At 41.0% G+C, this 14474-nt stretch carries 11 protein-coding genes and 1 pseudogene; 4 read left to right on the top strand and 8 right to left on the bottom strand.

Annotated elements, in window-relative coordinates; genetic code table 11:
* Positions 1-107: 107 nt before the first annotated feature.
* A complete protein-coding gene (locus tag Q7A53_RS03750) occupies positions 108-947 on the bottom strand; it encodes an SDR family oxidoreductase (RefSeq protein ID WP_411787861.1) in 840 nt (279 codons plus the stop codon).
* Positions 948-1088: 141 nt separating this feature from the next.
* Here Q7A53_RS03750 and yfkAB point away from each other — a divergent pair, with 141 nt between their 5' ends.
* Positions 1089-2216 carry a radical SAM/CxCxxxxC motif protein YfkAB gene (gene yfkAB, locus Q7A53_RS03745; protein ID WP_411787760.1) on the top strand — a complete coding sequence of 376 codons (1128 nt, stop codon included), beginning with the start codon at positions 1089-1091 and terminating at the stop codon, positions 2214-2216.
* 73 nt (positions 2217-2289) lie between these two features.
* On the opposite strand, the gene Q7A53_RS03740 is transcribed toward yfkAB, so the two are convergent.
* Positions 2290-2832 carry a helix-turn-helix domain-containing protein gene (locus Q7A53_RS03740; protein WP_411787759.1) on the bottom strand — a complete coding sequence of 181 codons (543 nt, stop codon included), beginning with the start codon at positions 2830-2832 and terminating at the stop codon, positions 2290-2292.
* A gap of 370 nt (positions 2833-3202) precedes the next feature.
* On the opposite strand from Q7A53_RS03740, the gene Q7A53_RS03735 reads away from it, so the two are divergent.
* Both Q7A53_RS03735 and Q7A53_RS03730 read left to right on the top strand, forming a co-directional pair.
* Positions 3203-3703 (top strand): hypothetical protein, encoded by a 501-nt coding sequence (locus Q7A53_RS03735; RefSeq protein WP_411787758.1) that lies wholly within the window; start codon positions 3203-3205, stop codon positions 3701-3703.
* Between the two features lie 283 nt (positions 3704-3986).
* Complete coding sequence (locus Q7A53_RS03730; RefSeq protein ID WP_411787757.1) at positions 3987-5012, top strand: zinc-binding alcohol dehydrogenase family protein; 1026 nt, start codon at positions 3987-3989, stop codon at positions 5010-5012.
* Between the two features lie 102 nt (positions 5013-5114).
* Here Q7A53_RS03730 and Q7A53_RS03725 read toward each other — a convergent pair.
* The 6 genes and pseudogenes from Q7A53_RS03725 to Q7A53_RS03700 all read right to left on the bottom strand — a co-directional run bounded on the left by Q7A53_RS03725 (position 5115) and on the right by Q7A53_RS03700 (position 12922).
* Positions 5115-6092, bottom strand: a pseudogene (locus Q7A53_RS03725) (serine hydrolase domain-containing protein).
* Between the two features lie 67 nt (positions 6093-6159).
* On the bottom strand, positions 6160-7089 hold the full coding sequence (locus Q7A53_RS03720) for an alpha/beta hydrolase (RefSeq protein ID WP_411787756.1): 930 nt from the start codon (positions 7087-7089) through the stop codon (positions 6160-6162).
* Positions 7090-7337: 248 nt separating this feature from the next.
* Positions 7338-8492 carry a saccharopine dehydrogenase family protein gene (locus tag Q7A53_RS03715; RefSeq protein WP_411787755.1) on the bottom strand — a complete coding sequence of 385 codons (1155 nt, stop codon included), beginning with the start codon at positions 8490-8492 and terminating at the stop codon, positions 7338-7340.
* Positions 8493-8539: 47 nt separating this feature from the next.
* Entirely contained in the window at positions 8540-10042 is a 1503-nt protein-coding gene (locus Q7A53_RS03710; protein ID WP_411787754.1) for an aldehyde dehydrogenase family protein, read from the bottom strand.
* Between the two features lie 50 nt (positions 10043-10092).
* Positions 10093-11745: a thiamine pyrophosphate-binding protein gene (locus Q7A53_RS03705; protein WP_411787753.1), complete on the bottom strand. Its 1653-nt coding sequence runs from the start codon at positions 11743-11745 to the stop codon at positions 10093-10095.
* Positions 11738-12922, bottom strand: coding sequence for an LL-diaminopimelate aminotransferase (locus Q7A53_RS03700; protein ID WP_411787752.1), 1185 nt, complete (start codon positions 12920-12922; stop codon positions 11738-11740). The genes Q7A53_RS03705 and Q7A53_RS03700 overlap by 8 nt, the downstream gene beginning before the upstream one ends.
* 362 nt (positions 12923-13284) lie before the next feature.
* Between Q7A53_RS03700 and Q7A53_RS03695 the strand changes: the two genes are divergently transcribed.
* Positions 13285-14472 carry a CaiB/BaiF CoA transferase family protein gene (locus tag Q7A53_RS03695; protein WP_411787860.1) on the top strand — a complete coding sequence of 396 codons (1188 nt, stop codon included), beginning with the start codon at positions 13285-13287 and terminating at the stop codon, positions 14470-14472.
* Positions 14473-14474 lie beyond the last annotated feature (2 nt).

Raw genomic sequence — 14474 nt, 5'->3', positions numbered from 1 at the left:
AAATTATTTCAAAATCTTCCGTCCAGCACAACCGTATGCTTTCCAAAGGGAAGGACATGGAAGGATTCTACAAGATTGATGAAGCGGCTCTTGAAATGAACTTATAATTAAGGCAGGATTTTTTTCAAAATCATTTGTTCTAGTAAACGCCAGGGAAGAAACTTCTTAAAGAAAAGGGTGGCTTTCACACCCGATCCTATTGGGTATCTCAAATTGCGAAGCTTTTTTTTCCTCGCTAAATTTGTAATTAATCCTGCTACTTCTCTTGGATCCTTATGATTTACCTGGTTTAAGATATTCTGCAGTGCCTGTAAGTAAAATGCATATGGCGAATAAGAATCGTGTACTTCTTTCGGTAATTCCATGCCTTTGGACCAGATATTTGTTTGATAAGAACCAGGTTCGATAATCGCGACGTCAATGCCAAATGGCTTCAACTCCAATCTCAAACTTTCAGATAAACCTTCTAAGGCATGTTTGGATGCTGAATAAGCGGAAAGCCCGGGAAATCCAATCACTCCGCTAATACTGCTAACATTAATGATTTTACCGCATTTTTGACTTCGCATTAGCGGAAGAACTGCCTGGGTTACACGGATTACACCAAAAAAATTGGTTTCAAATTGCCGTCGGTAAGCTTCCACAGGAATTTGCTCTACAAAACCTCCTACAGCATAGCCCGCATTATTTACGAGCACATCGATTCGTCCCCTTTCGTTTAACTTCTTTTCAAAGTTTAGTAATGACTCAGTGTTAGTAACATCGAGCTGCCAGACTTCAATCCGGCGATAAGTCTCTTCTGACAGACCTGCAGTGAGAAAAACTTTAGACTTAGATGGATCTCTCAGAGCAGCGATTACTTGAAACCCTCGCTCGGCACATTTAATTGCAGTTTGAAGTCCGAATCCACTGGAGGCGCCAGTGATTAGTACGGTTGTTTTCATTATATTCCTCCTTAGTTTGTTTCACTTACACTCTATAAGTAATAGGGTTAATTTTCAGTAATGATAGGCGTCATTCTAGAATAATGGTAGAATAGGTAAGGTTTCCAAACAAACGAATCAACAGCTGGAAAGGAAGTTCCAATTATGCAGCAGAATAAAAAGAAGTTTCCTGATATTACTCCTTCCTATGATCCATGGGAAGCCTATATGGATGTTAAAGAGCATGGAGACATGACCCTTTCAAATATTGAATTTACGACCACGACCTTATGTAATATGAGGTGTGAACATTGTGCCGTCGGTTACACCTTGCAATCTAAAGATCCAGAGGCCCTTCCGATGACTGCGATTTTAAATCGGCTGGACGAGATACCTCACTTGCGCACCTTGAGTATTACCGGTGGTGAACCGATGATGTCTAAAAAATCAGTGGAAGAGTATGTTCTCCCCCTCCTTAAGTATGCTCATTCAAGAGGCGTCCGAACTCAAATGAACTCAAATTTAACTTTGCCTTATAACCGGTACCTGCCTATAATTCCATACCTTGATGTCCTCCATATTTCTCATAATTGGGGAACGATCGAAGAATTTATCCATACCGGATTTGCCCGTATGGACAGAAAACCTTCCGAAGATAATCGTAAAATGTACTTTGATCGAATGGTCGAGAATTCTAGAAGACTCTCTGATGAAGGAGTTATGGTTTCTGCTGAAACCATGCTGAATAAACGAACCTTTCCTTATCTAGAAGCTATTCATGACCATGTCATTCAGATGAAATGCGCAAGACATGAGATACATCCTATGTACCCAGTAGATTTTGCGAGCAGCCTGGAAACATTAAGTCTAGCAGAAATGAGAGAAGGTATCACTCGGTTACTAGATCACAGGAGTGAGCAGCTATGGATGTTATTTGGTACGCTTCCTTATTATCCATGCAGTTCTTCTACGGAAGATCTTGAAATGTTAACCCGGTTGTATAAAGAAAAAAATGTAACAGTACGCAATGACCCGGATGGACGATCTAGATTAAATGTGAATATATTCAGCGGAGATATTATTGTTACAGATTTTGCAGATGAAGCGGGACTCGGAAACATTCAAACGACTTCGCTGGTAGATGCTTATGAAACTTGGCTAAACTCTCCGACTGCGAAAAGCTTAAACTGTCATTGTCCAGCTGTGGAGTGTCTTGGTCCCAATGTTTTGGTGAAAAATACATATTATAAGGATATAGACTTTCAAAAAAGGCAATCCAACCTCCATTTATAATGAGATGCAAACAACTAAATTCAACATTTTTTCCTACATAAGGTTTTAACTCAACAAAGATTGAGTTAAAACCTTATTCTTTTTTTCTTAAGTGCTCAATTAAAGCATACAAAATTTGTTCTTTCGCCTGTTTGAATGTTGCATCCATTCTAATGCGCTGGCTGTTGAATAAAAAAGCATCATGCAAATAAAAAATGCGCGGTTTTGCCTGCCACGTATGTTCATTAATACGTTTCCAAACGTATTCTTCAAATTTATTGGAATAATTTTTGGCTTTCATACAGGCGTGTATGTCTGATTTTTGCACTTCAATGGTCCCTTCAAATAAATTCTTACGAGCCATTTCCCACCACATTTCCGACCGATAAAATTCCCGTTCATCCCCTCCTTTTACAACGTTTGTTGTAAAAGGATTCTGGATCCCTTCCTCCGGCATGCGCTGCTCTATAAATGTCCATAAATCTTGTTCTTTTATCCGCCAGCCTTTTTTCCTGGAAGCAGGCGCAATGCCTTTAATCGTGCCATTCCTCAGCCATCTTCGTAAACTCTCTTTATGGGTGGTTATTTTATATAATTTTAATTTTTCAAGTGCCTGTTCGACATTGTATTCTTTCATCTTACATCCTCCAACAAAACAATTGATGTGTTAAATTAATCATACATGACTTGTTTTATTACATCAAAATTTTACATAATCTTCTTCAAATATGGTCAGTTTATCTGGTTTATTATTTTTAATGTACTTTCATGCAGCGAATAATCTATGATCTCTATTTATTTTAGCTGAAGTTGTCTGAAAAGAATGTTGAAACTTGTTTAATTTGGGTAGAATTCATCTGGCTGGCAGTGCTTATATTTTTATACAATGGTTGGTGATGTAATATTATGTCGACTATTGTAAAACGATTACAGCAGGGATTTAAAGTATTTTGTAGAAACCTATAGTATAAGACAAAACTAGGCACATTACACAGGAAGGTGAATATATGTTTAACAATGTTCTATCCAAATGGATGCCATACAGAGAGCAGAATTTGTGTGAAAAGAAACTAACCCGGGTGATTAAGCGTTTAGAAATTGAAAATTTCAATTTCAATTGGGACCGCAGCAGTTGTTTTATAGAATTCTCTTATCATGACCGGTCGTACAGGCTGGAACATTCCATTGAACAAGCCAAGAAAAGAGGAATTATCCTTAAAAATGGTATGGATTGTTTAAATGAGTTAACTCAATCCCTCGAAGACTTATGCAGAATTATGGAGAGAGGCACTTATCAATTTGAGACTTGGATAACTGGCATGAGACAGCCGTCTTTTGAGCAGGAGCAGCCGGAATATCAGGAAGAATTTCATATTAGATATAAATCTTTAGGAAAACAAAAGCATCCGGAGTATAATCGAACCGATGAATTTAATCCATTTGCGCCAGATTCACCTCTCAGTGATTTGGAGCAGGAACAGCTTGCCCATCGAATTCCACGCAAATAGTAATATAAAAGTCTAAGATCGGGCAGCCGTCATGAGATGAAATGACCAATCCTCCCTCTTTAATCGTTCGGAGAGTTTGTGGTCGTTCGCAGGGATAATCAAATAGCATTGAAATTTTGCTTGCAGAAACCTATGTTTCTGCAAGCATTTTTTTATTGATAAGAAATTGCTGTTGTAGTGGAAGCTTTTATATAGAAGCATGACAGGTAATTATGTTTGGTCTTCAATCATTAGTGGAACCTTTTCAAAAGAAAGAATTATTACTAAGTAAAGGATGATAAGAATGACTGAATCTATGCGAGCTATCGGATTATATAAGCATTTACCTATCTCAAATAAAGAAAGTTTGATTAATGTTACGGTACCAAAGCCTAAGGTGTCTGGTCGCGATATTCTAGTTAAGATTAAAGCTGTATCTGTAAATCCAGTCGATACAAAAGTGAGGGCTAATGGTGATGAAGAACAAGAACCCAAGATTCTCGGGTATGATGCATCCGGTATAGTGGAATCGGTTGGAGCAGACGTTTCTTTATTTCAAGAAGGCGATGAAGTCTATTATGCAGGCTCCATCTCCCGTCCGGGATCCAATAGCGAATATCAGCTTGTCGACGAACGTATTGCTGCTAAAAAGCCTGAAAACTTATCGTTTAATGAAGCGGCGGCCTTGCCATTAACAACTTTGACAGCTTGGGAAGCCCTGTTTGAACGATTGAATATTTCTGCAGACGCATCAGTGAATCAGGGAAAGACCATTCTAATTATTGGAGCTTCTGGCGGTGTGGGATCTATGGCTGTACAACTAGCAGATCTAGCGGGATTAACTATAGTAGGCACTGCCTCTAGAGAAGAAACCATTTCATGGGCCAAAGACCGTGGATGTGACTATACCTTAAATCACCATCAGGATTTCCAATCTCAACTTGAGTCGATCGGTAAAAGTCAGGTTGATTATATTCTTTGTTTAAACTCTACGGAAGAGCATTGGGGTCACATGGTCGAAGCAATTAAACCACAGGGGAAAATATGCAGCATAGTTGAAACAGAAGGAAAACTGGATTTGACTGCCCTACAACAGAAAAGTGCCACGTTTGTTTGGGAATTCATGTTTACCAGACCCCTCTTTCAAACCGAAGATATGCAGGAACAGCACCGTATTTTAACCAAAACAGCTGAGTTGATCGCAGAAGATAAGTTAACTACTACTTTGACAGAAACGTTAACAGGCCTTCATGCCGAAAACTTGCGCGAGGCGCACCGAAAAGTGGAAACCGGAAAAATGATAGGTAAAGTGGTAGTCGGGGCAGAATAAAGAAAAACCCACAGGGATTGCTGATCAGCTCTCTGTGGGTTTTCTGTTCAAACTTTTCTCTCAATATTCCGGCCACTTTTTATCTCTTCTACAGACATCTATTTAAACTTCCAAGTAATGTTCCAACGCTTCTATTATTTGATATGGACCAGATTCCTTGTTAGATGTAACCACCACTTTAATATTGGACTCAGGATAAAATGCCGACCGAAAGCTCACACCCGGGTCATAACCCATCACGTGATATTTATAAATCTGCCCTTTCCGCGAGTTTATCCATAATCCTAATCCGTAGTTCATTTCATTCTTGACATGAACTTGAGGAATTAAAAGGGAGCGGGTCATCTCACCGTTAAGCAATTGATTACTCATGAAAGATTCCCAAAAATTCATCATGTCAGGTGCTGTGATAAATGCTCCTCCATCTGCTCCCCCTTTTGCAGGAACAGAAAAAATATTGGTTTTCCATGAGTCCTCCTCCGCATGATCTATGTATCCCTAAGCAGTTTGATCAGGGAGCTGGTCCATGGAGAAATATCCTGATCTTTTCATCTTACTGGTATTAAAAATTTCTGTCTCTACGTAATCTGTAAAACTCCTTTCTGTTACTTGTTCTATCAGTAGACCTAAGATGATATATCCTGCATTATTATAATGAAATTTCTCCCCTGGCTGATGAGCCATTTCTTTCGACTGAAACATAGGTAAGAAATCATCCGGATTTCTCATATGGTAAACAGGACGTTCTGTCCAAAGATCTGCAAAATCCTCCATGACCTTTTCATCAAAGTAATCCGGAACTCCAGAAGTATGCGTTAAGAGCTGGTGAACGGTTACCTCTTTATCAAAATTTGGGAATTGGACGTCTAAGATTTCTGCTGCTTTACTTTGAAGGGAAAGATGCCCTTGTTCAATAAGCTGACAGATGCCTATTGCTGTGAATAATTTACATCCAGATGCTATTCCGAAGCGGGTATCGATGGTGTTGGGCAGTTCATCTGCTCGATTGGCAAAACCAAAAGCTTTTTCGTATATGACCTTTTGTTCCTGTTTTAGGTGAATAACACCAGAAAAATTCATTTGATTGGCCACTTTATCCAATAACGGATGAATCAGATCTTTTTCCACTTTTTTTCTCCCCCTCTAATTAATTTAGTATTTTTTCTATTACCTTAAGAGTCTCCTGCTTAATTACGTCGGGCTTTCTAGTATGAATGTCATGTCCAGAATTTTCAGCTAAAACATAGGTCGTTTTTTCACTCATCTTTGTTTGGAGGGTAATAAGATATTGCCAGATTTCTTCAATTTTCTCAGCTTCTGTTTCGGAAATTCCTTCTTCTTCGATCATCTCTTGGATGGACACTTTTGGGTCTCTTCCTATAACTGTGACAGGTATCTGAGGAAATCCATCGAATGACAAGGGGTGATTCCGCCACCACTCCAGCTCTTCTGCCAAAGTTGCAAACATGAATGGGTTACTCATAAACTCTTGGATAGGCTGCTTCATATCTACAGGTGCCGATGCTTGGAGGTCATAGATCCAGTCCGATAGTTCATCATGAAGTTGCGAAGGGGTCAGCTTGGAATAATCTCTACATTTTCGCATCCATGCATCCATACTATTATCATCGTTCCCCTCCATTTCCACCTCATCAAGAAGGTGCGAATCTGTCGATGAAGAATCTACAAGAACTAAAGCACTTGCTGTATCAGGGTACGTGTGAACGAATAATTGTGCGAACAACCCTCCATACGAATGCCCGACTATGACTGGGGATTTCAATTCCAGGATATCTATTAATTTTTTGAGGTCTTTTACATTTTCGTATAAATTAGCAGGATTAGATCCTTTGCTGCTGTTTCCGAATCCTGCTCGATGAAAGAGGATCATTTCTGTGTTCTCCGCAAGATCATTAGCGATGGATTCCCATTCGGCCATGGAACTAACCATCCCTGTCAAAAGAATGACGGGGTGTCCCTTCCCTCTTATGGAAACTTCTAAATGTCTGCCTCCTATGTCAATTAGCTGTTTGATAGATTTCCCTCCTTTATTATGAGTCGGTCTTCTCCTAAACAAGGATAAGCTCTTTGCTCTTAAACTTCCATATTGTGGACTAAAAAAGCTGCGATTAATTAGAAAGGAAAGGAAAAACTTGACATTTACTTAATGATACATGCCGAAAACCCGAACCAACGTGCTTAAATAGTTCGGGTTTTCGTGTAAATAGAACACTATAATTTAATTTCCATTTGTTTTCTAATTCTCTTAGTCTTAGGTGGTTCCCTCATCCCCAATTAGAGACAGAGGATGATTCTTTAAAGCTTTTAACCGATAGTTTTTACTTCAGTTATTTCTACGCCTCTCTTCGCCATTTCGGCAATATAAAGTTCGCCGGGAACAATTTGCTCTGGAGGACAGACTCCTGTATTTGTTATGTCCTTTCTGCCAATCATTTGAGCAACCACGGAAATGGTATTTGCGGTGGCTCTTGCCATAGCGGTTACCTGATTTTTACGGTCTTTATAGGTTACCATTTCATATTGATAGCTGGCAGGCTTCCCATCTTTCAATCCTCCGACACAGACACGAAGTAATACCGCATCATCTTTATCTTTTAAATCAACAATGGGATCAAGCGTCTTAAGCAGAACCTCTCTAGGTTTTACTGGAAATCCATTTACTTCTACTTCAACATCATTTCGGGTTAGTCCTAAATCGACTAGAAGTTTCATTTTCTCTGCGTGCCCTGGATAACGGATAGTTTTATACTCAAGTGTTTCAATTGAAGGATAAGATTTAAGCAACGTAGACGTACCGCCAGAGGTGTGGAAGGCTTCTAACGGTCCAAAGCGCTCAAAGTGCAATTGTTCAATTTCAGTTAAGGAAGACACGACCTGTTCTCTGCCATTTCTGATAATGGTTGAAGGATCCGTGTAGTGATCCAGCAGTCCTTCCATCGAAAAAACGTGATTATATTCAAGCGGCGGCTCGGGTATGACTGGAATCCCTCCGACAAATAAGCGAATCGATTTGAGTTGGTCCAACTTACTTGCCCCATAGCCTGACAGGATATTAATCATCCCTGGTGCGACCCCGAGATCTGGAATGATGGTGACATTTGCTGCTTTTGCGTCCTCGTATAGTTCCAATACTTTATCGGTGATGTGCCCAATATGGCCACCTAAATCCACGGAGCAGATTCCCACCTTAATAGCTGTTTGAGCGACTATTTCATTAAAAGAGTAAAAGAGAGCATTAATGACAACATCGAACTGACTGAGGAATGCTGCTAATTCTTCGGCATTGCCTGCATCTACTTTATAGGCTTGAATCTTCGAGGAATTGATTGCCTTACATACGTACTCGGCTCTTTGTATATCGATATCAGCAAGACCGACTTTATCTACACCTGCGCTCTGTACTAAATCACGTGCGGCTTCTTTTCCCATTAATCCGGAACCCAGAACTGCTAATTTCATACTTATGCACTCCTTCTTTTCTCGTTAAGCAAAAGCACACCGCCAAGCTATTCCACATCAATTTGAGCTCTCTGAAGTTTGCCGCTGAAGTCAACATAAACTGCTTTCCATTCAGTAAATACATCTAAGGCGGCTACCCCCGAGTCACGATGCCCATTCCCCGTCCCCTTCGTTCCTCCAAAAGGCAAATGAATTTCTGCGCCGGTTGTTCCAGCATTTATATAAACGATTCCTGTATCTAAATCGCGCTGTGCTGCAAAGATTTTATTCACATCACGGGAAAAGATCGAGCTTGATAACCCGAATTCTACATTGTTGTTAATCTCAATCGCTTCTTCAAGACTTTTCACAGGAATAAGCGAGACGACCGGTCCGAAAATTTCTTCCTGAGCGATCCGCATATCAGGTGAGACATCGGTAAACAATGTAGGTGCAAAATAATTCCCTTTCGCATGTGGTCCAGTTTCTAATGTATGTCCTCCGGCTATTAACTTCGCGCCTTCGTCTTTCCCGATTTGGATATAGCTTTTAATTTTCTCTAAGCCGCCTTGATTAATGATCGGTCCAACCTTAATGGTTTCATCAAGACCATTTCCGATCGTTAATTTCGTCATCTCAGTCTGTAGTCGTTCTTCTAGCTCAGCTTTTACACTTTCATGCACCATCACTCTGCTGCAAGCCGTACAACGTTGTCCACTAGTTCCAAAGGCGCTCCATAATATCCCTTCGACTGCCAGGGATAGATCAGCATCATCCATGACAATGACAGCGTTCTTTCCTCCCATTTCCAGAGATACTTTTTTCAGCTGTTGGCCGCATTTAGCTGCGATGTTCCGCCCCACTTCGTTGGAACCAGTGAACGAGATCACTCGGATGGCCGGTGAATGGATCATTGCTTCTCCTACCGCAGATCCCGAGCCGAACACCACATTGATGACACCACTAGGAAGACCTGCCTCCTCAAAAATTTTGGCTAATTCAAATGCCATAATTGGAGTTTCGGTAGCTGGCTTCCATACTACGGCATTCCCAGCAACGATCGCGGGGAATGACTTCCAAGTGGCAATTGCTATTGGGAAATTCCAAGGTGTAATGATTCCGACTACTCCTACAGGTGAGCGCACACTCATAGCGAATTTATCTTTTAGCTCAGAAGGGGTTGTTTGACCAAATAATCTTCGTCCTTCACCAGCCATGTAAAAGGCCATATCAATCCCTTCTTGAACTTCTCCACGAGCTTCTTCAATCACTTTCCCATTTTCCATTGTCAGTAATTGAGCTAGTTTTTCTTTTTGTTCTTTCATAATAAGACCGACTTTGTAAAGAACTTCTGCTCGCTGCGGGGCAGGGACCAACGCCCAGTTTTTCTGAGCCCGTTTAGCGGACTCAACTGCCGTTTCAACATCTTCCGTACCTGATAGAGGTACTTGTACTAATGATTGTAAATTGGCAGGGTTAATAACAGACGTGTATCTAGTGTTAGAGGGTGGCAGCCACTCTCCGTTAATAAAGTTTAATAATTTTTCTTCTTTTAGCAATTGGCGGATCATATTATATTCCTCCTTAAAGTATGAAGTCGAAATTATACTTAGCAGCGTATTTAATTACGCTTTCTAATTTGTTCAATGGTTTTTGACACGGATATTTGTTCACCGTCACACTTTATTTCTATGACAGAAGGTTTTAGACATCGCAATGCTTCTAATAGAGCGATTTCAAATTCTTCCGCATTTTCTACATAACGGCTATGGGCGCCCACCTCTGCAGCAATCTTCGCAAAAGGTACATAGCCCAGGTCAGTACCTATAGTTTTAGTAGGATAATGAATTTCTTGATGCATGCGGATGGTTCCATACATGCTATTGTTGAAAATAAGACTTATGACAGGAATTTTATATCGAATGGCAGTTTCCAGTTCCTGCATCGTCATCATAAACCCTCCGTCTCCCGACAGTGACACTACTGTACGTTCAGGGTGTGCTAATTTCACGCCTAATGCAGCAGGCATTCCGTAACCCATCGCTCCTGAAGTTGGACCAATATAAGTGTTTGTTTCATTAAATTGGTAATAAGTATGAAGCCATCCGGCAAAGTTTCCTGCATCATTGGTAATGATGGCATCAGGTGGCAGATGCTCTTGCAAAAGGGAGATCACCTGATCATTTAAGGTTGGCTTGTCCCTGAGTGATTGCACAGATTCTTCATACGCCTTACGCTTTTCCCTGCCCCAGCTTGTCCAGCTTGGGGTGAATTCCATTTGTATTAAAGCAAGTAAAGCTTCCCTGGCGTCTGCTATGATCCCGATGTCTGGTGCATACACTTTCCCGAGTGTTTCATATTCAATATCGATATGAATGAGGCTTTGGTTACTTCTTATAAGTGAATAATCTTGAGTGGTGACTTCTGAAAGCCTGGTGCCAATTGCCAAAATGAGATCTGCCTCTTGAATTGTTTGTAATAAGCTTGCTTTCATCCCTAAACCAAGATGTCCCGTATAAAGTGGATGATTATTTGGGAAAATATCGTGCCGTCGGAAAGCTGACATAACTGGCAATTGGTATTTGCCAGCGAATTGAATTAATGCCTCTTCGCCCCCTGAACTTTTAACGCCTCCACCCGCAATAATGATCGGTCGATTAGCGGTCTTTAGAAGCTTTTGGATTTCATGGATTTCCTTTAATGATGGCGCTGGAGATGGCCGGACTGCCGGCTTTCCAAAGGTCATTTTAGCTTTTTTCTTTAATAGGTCTTCAGGGAGGGAAAGGACGACGGGTCCTGGTCTACCGGTTTTAGCAATACGAAAAGCTCTTTGAACAAGTTCTGGAACTCTAGCAGGATCCTGGATTTCAGCTGCCCATTTTGAAATTGGACTGAAATATTGCACTAAATCAATTTCCTGAAATCCCTCTCTTCCTCTAAAATCACTGTGGACTTGTCCTAACAAAACCACCATGGGAGTAGAATCCTGATAAGCGGTATGCACCCCAATAGTTAAGTTGGAGCCCCCTACCCCCCTGGTAGCCATGACGATTCCGGGTATCCCACTAGCTTTTGCAAAGCCTTCCGCCATAAAGGATGCACCACCCTCATGTCTCGCTGATATCAAATCGATTGAAGGTTCGTCGCGTATTGCATCCATTAACGGGAGATAGCTTTCGCCTGGTACACAAAATACTTTAGGGATAGATTCTAATTTGAAGCACTCTACAATGGCTTGCGCGCCCGTTAATGACACCTGCGGCAGCTTATTCATGATCGCGTTCCTCCACAGCATTCATTTTCAATATTCGGTTGGCAGCTTCATTCAATCGATCTGTGGGAACGGATAAGGAAATTCGAAAATAACCTTCTCCTTTTGCTCCAAATGCCGTACCGGGTGTTATGATCACCCCGCATGCCTCCAGGATCTTTTCAGCAAATTGCTGTGAAGAATACCCATCAGGAACTTTTGCCCATAGAAAAAAAGTACCTCTGGGTTTTCCAGCATTAATCCCTGCTTGTTTTAAAGCGTCCACCATCGTTTCCATGCGCTCCTGGTAAACGAGATTATTAGACTTTACTGTAGATAAGTCACTGGTTAAGGCAGCAGCCCCTGCCTTTTGAATAGCTAAAAACTGACTAGTATCTATATTACTTTTCATGATGGATAGAGCTTGGATCAGCTCTCTGTTTCCTACTACATAGCCAATTCGCCACCCTGTCATGTTAAAGCTTTTAGATAAAGAGCCAAATTCAACGGCCCTCTCCATTGCTCCTTCTGCTTGGAGAATACTGGGGGACTGATATCCGTTGAACGTTACTAAATCATAAGCAGCATCATGAACTGCACACAAATTATGCTCTTTCGCAAATGTAATGGCAGAGGTAAATGTCTCTCTTTCTACAGTCGCTCCCGTTGGATTACTAGGATAATTTAATAGCAAAAGTTTCGATTTCTTTAATTGGGAAGTAGGTACCTTGCTGAAATCTGGAACATATCCATTAATTTCATCTAAAGGATAGGGTACAGATTCTCCGTGAGCGAGGTGAACCGCCGATTGATAAACAGGATAACCAGGATCGGGAATCAGAACACCCTCCCCTGGATTGATGACTGCCTGAATAAGGTGAGCAATTCCTTCTTTTGATCCAATAAGTGTAAGAACTTCATGAGTTGGGTCAAGGGTCACACCGTAATGATTTTTATAAAATGTTGCTACCGCTTGTTTAAATTCCTGACTGCCTCCATATGGAGAATATTTATGATTCTCCGGCTTGCGTGCCTCCTCTATTAATCGATCGATAATAAAATCCGGGGTCGGCAAGTCAGGGGCTCCAATTCCTAAATCTATGACGTCTATTCCTTGTTTCTGCAGCTTTCTTTTCTTTTCGTGAAAAACAGAGAATAGATAAGGAGGTAAGCTTTTCACTTGTTTAGATGCATAGGACATGGATTCAACCTCCCTGGATGAAATGATATTTGAAAACTCCTCGTCCAAACTAGATGTGCGGATGTGTGTTACTTCAAAATATCTGTCTATTAACCGCGCTATCTAGTAGGACGTGTTCTCAGTGATTGCCCATTGGTCTATCCTATTACTTAACTATTCGTTTCATGATAATAGATTTCTGCATCTCCCCCATTTTTAAAGAGTTATAATATTTTCGGTAACGGAAGAATAGGATGGAATGCAGGTACTTGATAGGAAGTTCTATCTAAAACCCCCAATAGATGAGGCAATCCATAGCCAGTTGTATTCATACTAAGTATGGGTTCTGCTGGTTTTTCCTATATTGAAAGGATGTGATTCTGCTGGCTGCTGCATTAAAAGGTATTCAAGTTCTGGATTTTACCAGAGTGCTAGCCGGACCCTATTGTACGATGATTCTTGGAGACCTCGGTGCTGAAGTGATCAAAGTGGAAGCACCGGGCGGGAGTGATGATACGAGAAATTGGGGGCCCCCATTCCAAAAAGGTGTAAGCGCCTATTACTTATGTGCAAATCGGAATAAAAAGAGTATAACGGTAGATTTAAAAACGAAGAAAGGCAAGGAGATTGTTAAGAAATTAATCGTACAGAGTGATGTGATGATTCATAATTTTAAATCAGGCACGATGGAACGCCTTGGGCTGGATTATGATGTTTTAAAAGCAATTAATCCAGCACTTGTATACTGCTCGATTACAGGTTTTGGAGAAACTGGCCCTTACAGGCATCTTCCAGGTTATGATTTTATTATTCAGGCGATGAGCGGGCTGATGAGTATTACAGGAAATGAAAACTCAGGTCCGCAGAAAATGGGGATTGCCATAACTGATATTTTGACAGGGCTGTATGCCTGCATTGGAATTCAAGCGGCTCTGATTGAAAGAGATCAGTCAGGTCTTGGACAGAAGATTGATTTATCATTGTATGATGCTGCGGTGAGCAGTCTAGTCAATATTGGAAGTAATTACTTAATGACTGGACAAACTCCCGAACGACTAGGTAACCATCATGCTAATATCGTCCCTTATCAAACCTTTCAATCTGAAAATGGAGAGATGGTAATTGCCGTAGGAAACGATAAGCAATTTTCATCGCTTTGCCAGATGATTAACAATAAAGAATTAGCGGAAGATGCCCGGTTTAGGACGAATGCTGACCGCGTTGCAAACCGCAAGGAGCTCACCCGGATTCTGCAGGATTATTTTATAAGACAGCGAACTGATTACTGGGAGGAAAAATGTGGTCAAGCAGGTATCCCTTTCGGCCCTATCCAGTCATTGAAAGATCTAGATGAAGATCAACAACTTAAGGCAAGGGATATGTTCGTAAGTCTTCCCCACCCCCGCGCTGGAGAGGTCAAGTTAATCGGCAGTCCTCTAAAACTGTCGAGAACTGCAGTAGAGTTTGAACGTCATCCGCCGGAGCCTGGTGAACATACAGATGAATTGCTGCAGTCCCTTGGTTATCAAAGTGAGGAAATTGAAGACATGAGAAATACAAACACGATTTAAGG

Origin of the sequence: Halobacillus rhizosphaerae (genome assembly GCF_046719735.1) — a bacterium.
Lineage (GTDB): Bacteria > Bacillota > Bacilli > Bacillales > Halobacillaceae > Halobacillus_B > Halobacillus_B rhizosphaerae.
The sequence above is the reverse complement of the archived record's forward strand: the minus strand, read 5'-3'. Positions and strand labels throughout refer to the sequence as shown.

Excerpts from the sequence above, each read along its gene's own strand:
- Q7A53_RS03740 (WP_411787759.1), bottom strand. The coding sequence starts at position 2,832 with ATGAAAGAATACAATGTCGAACAGGCACTTGAAAAATTAAAATTATAT.
- Q7A53_RS03735 (WP_411787758.1), top strand. The coding sequence starts at position 3,203 with ATGTTTAACAATGTTCTATCCAAATGGATGCCATACAGAGAGCAGAAT.
- Q7A53_RS03715 (WP_411787755.1), bottom strand. The coding sequence starts at position 8,492 with ATGAAATTAGCAGTTCTGGGTTCCGGATTAATGGGAAAAGAAGCCGCA.
- Q7A53_RS03700 (WP_411787752.1), bottom strand. The coding sequence starts at position 12,922 with ATGTCCTATGCATCTAAACAAGTGAAAAGCTTACCTCCTTATCTATTC.
- Q7A53_RS03730 (WP_411787757.1), top strand. The coding sequence starts at position 3,987 with ATGACTGAATCTATGCGAGCTATCGGATTATATAAGCATTTACCTATC.
- Q7A53_RS03705 (WP_411787753.1), bottom strand. The coding sequence starts at position 11,745 with ATGAATAAGCTGCCGCAGGTGTCATTAACGGGCGCGCAAGCCATTGTA.
- Q7A53_RS03710 (WP_411787754.1), bottom strand. The coding sequence starts at position 10,042 with ATGATCCGCCAATTGCTAAAAGAAGAAAAATTATTAAACTTTATTAAC.
- yfkAB (WP_411787760.1), top strand. The coding sequence starts at position 1,089 with ATGCAGCAGAATAAAAAGAAGTTTCCTGATATTACTCCTTCCTATGAT.